7 protein-coding genes and 2 pseudogenes are annotated in these 9,366 nt (G+C 74.7%); 7 read left to right on the top strand and 2 right to left on the bottom strand.

The annotated features are described in order from the left end of the window. Window positions 1–1,073, top strand: a pseudogene (locus ABD317_RS29070) (serine/threonine-protein kinase); the annotation flags it as partial. A 149-nt stretch (window positions 1,074–1,222) separates the two neighbouring features. Then, a complete protein-coding gene (locus tag ABD317_RS29065) occupies window positions 1,223–2,008 on the top strand; it encodes an FHA domain-containing protein (RefSeq protein ID WP_344293551.1) in 786 nt (261 codons plus the stop codon). Window positions 2,009–2,018: 10 nt separating this feature from the next. On the opposite strand, the gene ABD317_RS29060 is transcribed toward ABD317_RS29065, so the two are convergent. Next, a complete protein-coding gene (locus ABD317_RS29060) occupies window positions 2,019–2,855 on the bottom strand; it encodes a GntR family transcriptional regulator (RefSeq protein ID WP_344293549.1) in 837 nt (278 codons plus the stop codon). Window positions 2,856–3,046: 191 nt separating this feature from the next. Here ABD317_RS29060 and ABD317_RS29055 point away from each other — a divergent pair, with 191 nt between their 5' ends. The 5 genes and pseudogenes from ABD317_RS29055 (at window position 3,047) to ABD317_RS29035 (ending at window position 7,967) form a co-directional block, all read left to right on the top strand. Then, window positions 3,047–4,300 carry an extracellular solute-binding protein gene (locus ABD317_RS29055; protein WP_344293547.1) on the top strand — a complete coding sequence of 418 codons (1,254 nt, stop codon included), beginning with the start codon at window positions 3,047–3,049 and terminating at the stop codon, window positions 4,298–4,300. A 107-nt stretch (window positions 4,301–4,407) separates the two neighbouring features. Then, entirely contained in the window at window positions 4,408–5,283 is an 876-nt protein-coding gene (locus ABD317_RS29050) for a carbohydrate ABC transporter permease (protein ID WP_344293545.1), read from the top strand. A gap of 1 nt (window position 5,284) precedes the next feature. Further along, window positions 5,285–6,118, top strand: a complete 834-nt coding sequence (locus tag ABD317_RS29045) for a carbohydrate ABC transporter permease (RefSeq protein WP_344293543.1) — start codon at window positions 5,285–5,287, stop codon at window positions 6,116–6,118. Between the two features lie 120 nt (window positions 6,119–6,238). After that, window positions 6,239–7,092: pseudogene (locus ABD317_RS29040) on the top strand (glycoside hydrolase family 16 protein); the annotation flags it as partial. A gap of 293 nt (window positions 7,093–7,385) precedes the next feature. Further along, on the top strand, window positions 7,386–7,967 hold the full coding sequence (locus tag ABD317_RS29035; protein WP_344293541.1) for a hypothetical protein: 582 nt from the start codon (window positions 7,386–7,388) through the stop codon (window positions 7,965–7,967). A 51-nt stretch (window positions 7,968–8,018) separates the two neighbouring features. Here the strand turns inward: ABD317_RS29035 and ABD317_RS29030 are convergent. Further along, on the bottom strand, window positions 8,019–9,366 hold a 1,348-nt coding region (locus ABD317_RS29030), incomplete at its 5' end, for an arylsulfotransferase family protein (RefSeq protein WP_344293539.1).

The following is a 9,366-nucleotide window of genomic DNA, read 5'->3' as shown; positions in this document are numbered from 1 at the left end:
GCCGGCGGCTCGGCTTCCTCGCCGCACCCGGCCGGTATCCGCGCGCGCCGGCCGCCGCGGGCACGGCGCTCGTCACGGCGGCGGCGCTGACGGCCGCCTGGTTCTGGTGGCTCGCCCCCGGCGGCGACGACGACCGCGCCGGCCGCCACGGGCCCGCCCCGAGCGACGGCCGGCCGGGCGACTGGTCCGTCATCGGCGACGAGCGCACCGTGGACCCCTGCTCGCTGACCGACCCCGGCGAGTTCGGCCGCTTCGGCGAGAGCGCACGGCAGGACCGCGACTACGGCAACTTCGACCGCTGCGACGTCCTGGTGTACCCGCAGGGCGACGACGGCGACCCCATCGACGTCCAGGTGGAGTTCGACGCCGGCCCGCCCCCCGAGTCGCCGGCGCCGATGCGCACGTTCGGCGGCATCGGCATCATCGAGGAGCCGCCGGAGGGCGACGAGTGCGTACGGGCCCTCGTGCTGCCGGACGAGGCGGACCGCGACACGAGCATCTGGATCTACGCGGACGGCGGCGACGCCCGCTACTCCGGCGGCACGGACACCCTGTGCGCCATGGCCGACGTCGCCGCCAGAACGGCCAGCGAGATCCTGGGCAGGGCCCGCGCCGAACAGCGCACCGTCCCGCGCCGCGAGCCGCCGGCGCCGGACGTGTCGCTGCTGTGGCTGGACGCCTGCCGGCTGCTCGACGCGCAGGCGCTGGAGACCGTCCCCGGCATCGACGCCGGCGACCCCGACGTGGACTTCGGCAACTGGGACTGCGAGTGGTACAGCACCACCCGCGACATCGAGGTCGGGCTGCGCTACGACCGTCACCAGCCGCTCAGCGGCGACGACGGCACGGCGACGCGGCTGGCGGGCCGCGACGCCTTCGTATCGCCGGAGTACGACGGCGAGGACACCTGCACGGTGCGGGTCGAGTACCGCGAGTACCGCGACGAGAACGGCCAGAAGGCCGTCGAACTGCTCTACCTCACCGTCGAGGGCGACGACGAGCCGCAGGATGAGCTGTGCGCGATGGCCACGGACCTCGCGGAGACCGCCGCCGGCGAGCTGCCGAAGGTCTGACCCCGATCCGCGGCCCCCGCGGCCCGTACGGGGCCGCGGCCGGCGGCGGGGAGGGGTCCCCGGGGGCAGGGAGCACCGTGGGGCGGTCGGCAGCAGCCGGCCGCGGCCGAGGGGGGACCTGCGATGGACCGTATCCGAGGACACCGGGGATGAGCGGGAGCGACAGCCTGGCCCGCGGCGTGGCGCCCGCGCAGCCCGGCACGCTGCACGCGCGCTCGGCCGCCGACGCCGTCGAGGTGGCGCCGCTGCCCGGGCTGACCGTCCGGTTCGGGCGCGGGCCGGGGGACGACGTCGGCGTCGACGTCGACCTGTACGTCGGCCGGCGCGACCAGGGGGTGAGCCGGCGGCACGGCGAGCTGACGTATCTGGAGGGCGGCTGGACGCTGCGCAACGTCGGCCAGCAGGCGCTGCGGCTGCCGCGCGGCCTGCTGCTGCCGCCGGGCTCGGACCGCACGCCGCTGGCCGCCGGCTACACCCCGGTCTTCGTCAAGGGCTCCGGCTTCCGGGAGCACCTGGTGGAGCTGTACGTGGTCCGGCCGGAACAGCCGTACGCGGACGGCCCGGCCGGCGTCGCGGGCCGGCCGCTGCCGGCGGCCTGGTCGCTGTCGGACGACGAGCGGCTGGTGCTGGTCGTGCTGGGGCAGCGGTACCTGCGCCACGAGCCGGATCCGCGGCCGCTGCCGTACCGGCAGGCGGCGGAGGTGCTGGCGATACTGCGGCCGGGGGAGCGGTGGGGCGCGCAGGACGTCGCGCGCCGGGTGGAGGCCGTACGCCGCCGGCTGGCCGGCCTCGGCGCGTACCTCTCGGCGCTGCGGGAGGAGCCGGCGCCCGGGGCCCGGAGCGGCACCCCGGACCACCGGCTGCTGACGGACCTGGTGGCCACGGCGGCGCTGGTGCCGACGGACCTGGCGCTGCTGGACGGCGTCGGCGGCTGACGGCGCCGGTTCAGGAGTGCACGTCGCCCGTCGTCGAGGAGGAGATCGCCGCCTGCCGGCCCAGCCCGCCCGGCGGGATGCCCGGGTGGTGCGTGCCGTCGTCCGGCGGGCCGCCGGGGGCCGCGGTGCCGAGCGTGAGGCGGGACAGGAGCCGGTAGCGGTCGCCCCGGTAGACGGAGTGCACGTACTCCACGGGGCGCCCGCGGGTGTCCGTCGTCAGCCGCTCGAAGAGCAGCGCCGGCGACAGCTCCGGCACGTCCAGCAGCCGTGACTCCGCGGCGCTGGTCACCGTCGGCTCGATGGACTGGACGGCCTCGCGCACGTGCACCCGGTGGTGGGCGCGCAGGTGCTCGTAGAAGTCGCCGGTCTCCAGCTCCTCCGGCGCCACCCCCGGCACCAGCTGGGCCGGCAGGTGCAGGTACTCGATGGCCATCGGCGCCTCGTCGACGATGCGCAGCCGCGCCACGTACGTGATCTCGGCGGCCGGTGAGACGCGCAGCCTGCGGCCGACGCGGGCGCCCGCGGGGACCCGGGTGAACTCCAGGATCCGGCTGGACCAGGCCCCGGCCGCCTGCGGCAGGGTGAGCGGCCGGCCGGTGGCGACCAGCTCCTGGGTGATCTTGGCGGGTGCGACGAACGTGCCCCGGCCGTGCTCGCGCACGAGGAGCCCGGTGCTCACCAGCTCGTCCACGGCGGCGCGCAGCGTGGGACGGGAGACGCCGAGCCGCGCGCACAGGGCCCGCTCCGCGGGGATGGCGTCCCCGGGCCGGCGGGACTCGACCAGCTCCAGCAGGTGCTCCCGCACGCGCTCCCGCTTGAGCACGCTCGACGAGCTGTCACCGTCCATGGCCGGGACCTTACCACAGGTGACCAGTGGTCTCACCGGCGTCTCCCGTGCGGCGGGCTCCTGTCCGTAAAGGCCCGCTCTGCGCACCCTCTTGACGGCGGTATTGGTCTATGCCAGGTTACCCCGGCAGCGAGACTGGTCAGCTGACCAATTGGTCAATTCGTCCGTCCGTCCCCACCCCCGAGGTGTCCATGAAGACGTACCGCCTCCTCGCCGGAGCAGCGGCCCTCACCGCGGCCGCCGGCCTCACCGCCTGCGGCGGCGACCCGGACGGCTCCGGCACCGTCACCGGCACCGTCGATGTATGGCTGATGCGCGACAGCGTCACCGAGGAGTTCTCGGACGCCGTCGCGGCCGACTACGAGAAGCGCCACCCCGGCGTCGACGTCCGCATCCAGATCCAGGAGTGGAACGGCATCGGCGGGAAGGTCACCGCCGCGCTCGCGTCCCACGACGCGCCCGACGTCATCGAGGTCGGCAACACCCAGGTCGCGCAGTACGCCGCCAGCGGCGGGGTACGGGACCTCAGCGAAAAGGTGGACGAACTCCGCGGCGCCGACTGGCTCCCCGGCCTCGCCGGGCCCGGCCGGGTCGACGGCCGGCAGTACGGCATCCCGTACTACGCCGCCAACCGCGTCGTCATCTACCGCACCGACCTCTTCGAGCAGGCCGGGATCGAGGAGCCACCGAAGACCCGCGCGCAGTGGCTCGACGTCACCGAGCGGCTGAACACCGACGGCGTCCAGGGCATCTACCTCCCCGGGCAGAACTGGTACCTGCTCGCCGGCTTCGTCTGGGACGAGGGCGGCGACCTCGCCGTACCGCACGGGGACACCTGGCGCGGCGCCCTCGACACCCCCGAGGCGCTGGCCGCCATGGACTACTACCGCCGGCTCCAGGCCCTGGGCGAGGGCCCCAAGGACTCCGACGAGGCCGAGCCGCCGCAGGTCGACATCGTCGCCAAGGGCGACGTCGCCCAGGTCGTCGCCGTCCCCGGCGGCGCGAAGCTCATCGAGGAGGCGAACCCCGCGCTGAAGGGCCGGCTCGGGTTCTTCCCCGTCCCCGGCAAGACCGGCGCCGCGCCGGGCGCCGTCTTCACCGGCGGCTCCGACCTCATCATCCCCGAGGCGGCCGGACGGCCCGACGAGGCGTACGACTTCGTCAGGCTGCTCACCGGCGACAGGTGGCAGAAGAAGCTCGCCACCACGATGAGCTACGTCCCCAACAGGACCACCCTCGCCGGGGTCCTCGACGACGACCCGGGCGCCGCCGCCATGGCCGCCGCCGCGGCCAACGGCCGCGCCACGCCCAACTCGCCGCGGTGGGCCGCCGTCGAGGCGGACAACCCGATCAAGGAGTTCCAGACCCAGGTCCTCACCGGAAAGGACCCGCGCGAAGCCGCCGAGCAGGCGTCCGCGGACATCACCGAGGCCCTGGGCGGCTGACGCCCGTGGCCCCGCAGCTCTCCGCCGCCCGCCCGCGGCCCGCGCCCGCCCCCGGGCCGGCCGGTCCGCCGCCCCGCCGCCCAGGCCGGCGACGAGCCGCCGCCGGCGTGTGGCCGTACCTGCTCGTCGCCCCCACGGTCCTCGGCGCCGCGTTCCTGCTCGCCTACCCCCTGCTGCGCAACCTGCTGATCTCCGTGCAGCACTTCGGCATGGCCGAGCTGATCCGCGGCGGCGCCCCCTTCGCCGGCCTCGCCAACTACCGCGAGCTGCTCGGCGACGGGGAGTTCTGGCGGGTGCTGGCCCGCACCCTGGTGTGGACCGGCGTCAACGTCGTCCTGATCATGGGGATCGGCACCCTGGTGGCGCTCATGCTGCAGCGCCTCGGACGGGTGCTGCGGCTGCTGGTGCTGAGCGCGCTCGCGCTCGCCTGGGCCACCCCCCACCTGGCGGCCACCACCGTCTTCCAGTGGCTCTTCGCCTCCCGGCTCGGGGTGGTCAACTGGGCGCTGACGGCGGTCGGCTTCGAGTCGTACGACGAGTACGCGTGGTTCGCCGACGGCCGCGCCACCTTCACCATCCTCGTGCTGCTCGTCGTCTGGCAGTCGGTGCCGTTCGTCGCCCTCACGCTGTACTCCGCGCTCGTCACCGTCCCCGCCGAGCTGTACGAGGCCGCCCGCATCGACGGCGCCGGCGCCTGGCGCCTCTTCCGCTCCGTCACCCTGCCGGTGCTGCGCGGCGTGTTCGGGCTCGTGCTGTGCCTGGAGGTCATCTGGGTCTTCAAGTGCTTCACCCAGATCTGGGTGGTCAGCGAGGGCGGGCCGGACGACGCGACGACCACCCTGCCCGTCTACGCCTACCGCGTCGCCCAGTCCCTGCACCGCTACGACCTGCAGGCCGCCGCGTCCACCGCCACCGTCGCGCTGCTGGCCGTCGCCCTGTTCGTCTATCTGCGCCAGCTGTTCCGGCAGGAAGGAGAGCTGTGACGTGCGGCATGTGAAGCTGCGCCGGCTGCCGCTCCACCTCACCGCGCTCGCGGTGTTCGCGATCACCCTCTTTCCCGTCTACTGGATGGCCGTCACCGCCTTCAAGCCCACCGCCGACATCACCGCCGACACCCCCGTCTTCCTGCCCACCGACCTCACGCTGGAGCACTTCCGCACGGCCGTCGGCGCCGACGGCTTCGCGCGGTTCTGGCGCAACAGCCTGCTGGTGACCGTCAGCGCCGTGCTGCTCTCGCTGCTCGTCGCGCTCGGCGCCGCCTTCGCCGTCGCCCGCATGCGCTGGCGCGGCCGGCGCGCCTTCGTGCTCATGGTCTTCGTCGCCCAGATGGCGCCCTGGGAGGCCATGCTCATCCCCGTCTACGTCATCGCCCGCGACGCCGGCATGCTCGACCGGCTGTCGACGCTCACCCTCGTCTACTTCATGGTCACCCTGCCCTTCACCGTCATCGTGCTGCGCGGCTTCCTCGCCGGCGTCCCCGTCGAACTGGAGGAGGCGGCGCAGGTCGACGGCTGCACGCGGGCCGGGGCCTTCCGCCGCGTGACGTTCCCGCTGCTCGCCCCCGGGCTGCTGGCGACCTCGCTGTTCGGCTTCATCACCGCCTGGAACGAGTTCGCCTTCGCCAACATGCTCATCGTCGGCAACCAGGACGACCGGACGCTGCCCGTCTGGCTCTCCTCGTTCAGCAACACCTTCGGCACCGACTGGGGCGCCACCATGGCCGCCGCGACGCTCTTCGCGCTGCCCGCGCTGGTGCTCTTCCTCGTCCTGCAACGCCGCGTCGCCGCCGGCTTCGCCACCGGCGCGGTCAAGGGCTGACGCACACCCCCCGCACGACCCCCCCCCACCAAGGAGGAACGAACGTGACACGCACACCGCGAAGGACCACGCGACCGCGCACCCCCGCCGCACTCCTCGCCGCCGCCGGACTGCTGGCCGCCGGGGCCGTCGTCGCCCCCGCGGCCGTCGGCTCCGGCTCGTCCGCCGCCGGGCCCGCGCTCTTCGACGACTTCGACTACACCGGCCACGACGACGGCCGCCTCGGCCAGCGCGGCTGGACCGTGCGCTCCGGTTCCGGCGGCCCCGGCGCCCCCGGCGTCGGCTGGGCGCCCGAGCAGGTCACCTTCCCCGGAGAGGGCGCCGGCTCCGTGCTCAACCTGCGCACCTCGACCGACGGCACGGCCGCCGGCACCAGGCAGACGGAGCTGTACCACCAGCGCAAGTTCCAGCAGGGCACGTACGCCGCCAGGGTGCACTTCAGCGACGCCCCCGCCACCGGCCCGGACGGCGACCAGATGGTGCAGACGTTCTTCACCATCACCCCGCTCGACGCGCCGATGGACCCGGACTACGGCGAGCTGGACTTCGAGTACCTGCCCAACGGCGGCTGGGGCGAGCCGTCGCACACCCTCTACGCCACGTCCTGGGAGACCTACCGGCCCGACCCCTGGGAGGCGGTCAACACCCACACCGCGGCGCGGCAGAGCTACGCCGGCTGGCACGACCTCGTGATCACCGTCGACGGCGACTCCGTCGACTACTACGTGGACGGCCGGAAGTTCGCCGCGCACGGCGAGCCGTACCTGCCCGAGACCCCGATGTCGATCAACCTCAACCACTGGATCATCTCCGGCGGCCTCGCCGGCAGCACCGTCCCGCGGGCGTACGACCAGCAGGTCGACTACGTCTACTTCGCCAAGGACCAAACGCTCACCCCCGCCCAGGTGGCCCAGGAGGTCGCGGCGTACCGAGCCGCCGGTGTCACCCACGAGGACACCGTCCCGGGGGGCTGACGGACCACGGCCCGGTCCGGTACGCCGCCGCCGCGCCCGCGGCGGCGGCGTACCGTCCTCGGCGCCCCGCGAAGCCGCCGCCGTACGGCCCTTCGCGGCTCACCGCCGGGTTGCGCGGCGTTCATCTTGCGGCCGGACCCTCGGCAGCAGCCGCCACGTCAGGACTCGGCACCCGGCAGGACTGGGAGGGGCGTCATGGGCCAGCGACTCCGTCACCACGACCACAGCCGGCGGAACGGCGGCGCCCCCGGCGCCGCGGACCCCGCCGTCCGTACCGCGACCAGCCGCCGCGCATGAGCGGCGCGTACGTCCTCGGCGCCGACTCCGGACTCACCGAGCTGCGCGAGGCCGACCACCTGCTGCACGCGCTCGCCGGCGAACTGCGGCTGCCGCGGACCGCGTACGGCTGCACCCACCTCGTGCCGGGGGAGCGGCCCCGCATCGCCGTCTCCCTCGCGCTCGCCGGAGCCACCGACGCGGCCGCCGCCTGGCGCTGGCTCACCGCCCGCGGGCACGCCGTCGCGGGGCTGCCGGGCGGCACCCGCCACGGCCCCGGCGGGGCCGCCGCGGCGGCGGCCTGCGCCGCGGCCGAGCACGCCTCGCGCAGCGTCGGCCGGGCGGTGCTGTACCCGGGGGCCGACGCGTTGACCGGGACCATGACGGTCGGCGAGCTGCTGGCCGCCTCGGCGATCGAGCAGATCGTGCTGCTCGGCGCGCCCGGCGGCCCGCCGGGGGAGGCCCGGATGGTCACCCGCGGGCACGTGCGGCCCCAGTGGCTCGACGGGCGGCTGGTCCTCGCGGTGATCCCGGCGGCGGCGGAGACCCTGATCCCCTTCGAGGCCCCGGCCCCGACGCCCTGCTGCACGGGCCGCTGACCGCCGGGGCCGCCGCGGCGCTCCGCCGACAGCCACGCCGTCAGCGCGCTGTCAGCCCGCGCGGTCCGCGTCCAGCGTCCGGGTCGCCAGCACCTTCCCGTCCTCGTCCACGGCGCTGACCCGTACCACCTCCGCGCCGTCCGGCACCACGACCTCCGCCGTCGTGACGAAGCCGCGCCGGTCGACGGTGTCCGCCGCCCGCGTCCGGCCCGGCGCGCCGGTCTCGATCCGCCAGGCGTCGACCTCCGTGGCGCCGTTCCAGCTCATCGCGAGCGTGCCCGGGTCGCGCCACTCCACCTTCGGCTTCGTCGCGGGCGTGCCCGTCCAGTCGGTGCGTATCGCCCGGTAGCTGTACGTGCCCTGCGGGAACGTCCCCGTGAACACCGGCTCCCCGCCGGCGAACTCCACCATCCGCCCCGCGCTGCCGTAGCCGAGCAGGACGTTGCCGTTGTCCGTCTGCCGCGCCGACCCCGCGAAGAGCGTGAAGACCGGCTCCGGGGGCTGGACGTCCTCGGCGAGCGTGGCGGTCATCGCCTGCTCGTCCAGCTCGTAGACGGCGCCGCGGGAGTGCTGCGGGGTGCGCTTGTTGCCGTTGTCGAAGAGCATCAGCCGCCCGTCCGGCAGCCGCCGGGCGTCGTGCTGGTAGCTGGGCCGCTGCGCGGGGTCGGCGAAGGCGAAGTCGCTCGCCTCGCCGCCGAGGCGCCACCGTACGGCGCCGGTCTCCCGGTCGATCTTGTACACGGTGCTGGTGTGCCGGGCGCTCATCAGCAGGTCGCCGTCGGCGTCGTACGCCAGGGAGTTGGCGTGCACCGGGTCCACCGTCGCCTCGGTGAGCGGCTCCTGGGTCTCCGTCAGCGCGATGTGGTCCAGCGCGCTCCACTCGAAGAGCACCTCGCCGGTGTCCGCGTCCTGCTCCTGGATGACGGCGTCGATGACCTGGGCGTCCGGCTGCCCGCCGTACTCGGTGAGGTCGCGGGTGACGAACTCGAAGCCGAGCAGCAGCACGCGGGAGCCGTCGGGGCTGATCTCGAACTCGTGGCTGTCGGTGAAGGAGCCGTTCATCCGGTAGGAGGCGATCTCCCGGTAGGCGGAGTCCAGCAGGACGTACTCGCCGCCGATGTCGGTGTTGTCGTACACGCTCAGGGCCGGCTCGCCGCGGAAGGTGACGGGCTCCAGATTCATGTACGGGCCCTCCTTCCACCACACGAGGTCGCCGGAGTTGTCGTAGATCGCCGCGCCCGCGAGGTCGCCGCCGATGGGTGCGGGGGTGGTCAGGAGCACGCCGTCGTCCTCGCCGCCGGTGGTGGTCGTGGTGAGCGCGGGCGGCGCCGCGGCGTCCGGCCGCGCCGACGCGCCGCCGAGCGGCGGTACGGCGCCGTCCGGGGCGGCGGCGTCGGGC

The sequence above is a fragment of the Streptomyces synnematoformans genome (assembly GCF_039531005.1).
Taxonomy (GTDB): Bacteria; Actinomycetota; Actinomycetes; order Streptomycetales; family Streptomycetaceae; genus Streptomyces; species Streptomyces synnematoformans.
The sequence above is the reverse complement of the archived record's forward strand: the minus strand, read 5'-3'. Positions and strand labels throughout refer to the sequence as shown.

Excerpts from the sequence above, each read along its gene's own strand:
- ABD317_RS29065 (WP_344293551.1), top strand. The coding sequence starts at position 1,223 with ATGAGCGGGAGCGACAGCCTGGCCCGCGGCGTGGCGCCCGCGCAGCCC.
- ABD317_RS29060 (WP_344293549.1), bottom strand. The coding sequence starts at position 2,855 with ATGGACGGTGACAGCTCGTCGAGCGTGCTCAAGCGGGAGCGCGTGCGG.
- ABD317_RS29055 (WP_344293547.1), top strand. The coding sequence starts at position 3,047 with ATGAAGACGTACCGCCTCCTCGCCGGAGCAGCGGCCCTCACCGCGGCC.
- ABD317_RS29035 (WP_344293541.1), top strand. The coding sequence starts at position 7,386 with ATGAGCGGCGCGTACGTCCTCGGCGCCGACTCCGGACTCACCGAGCTG.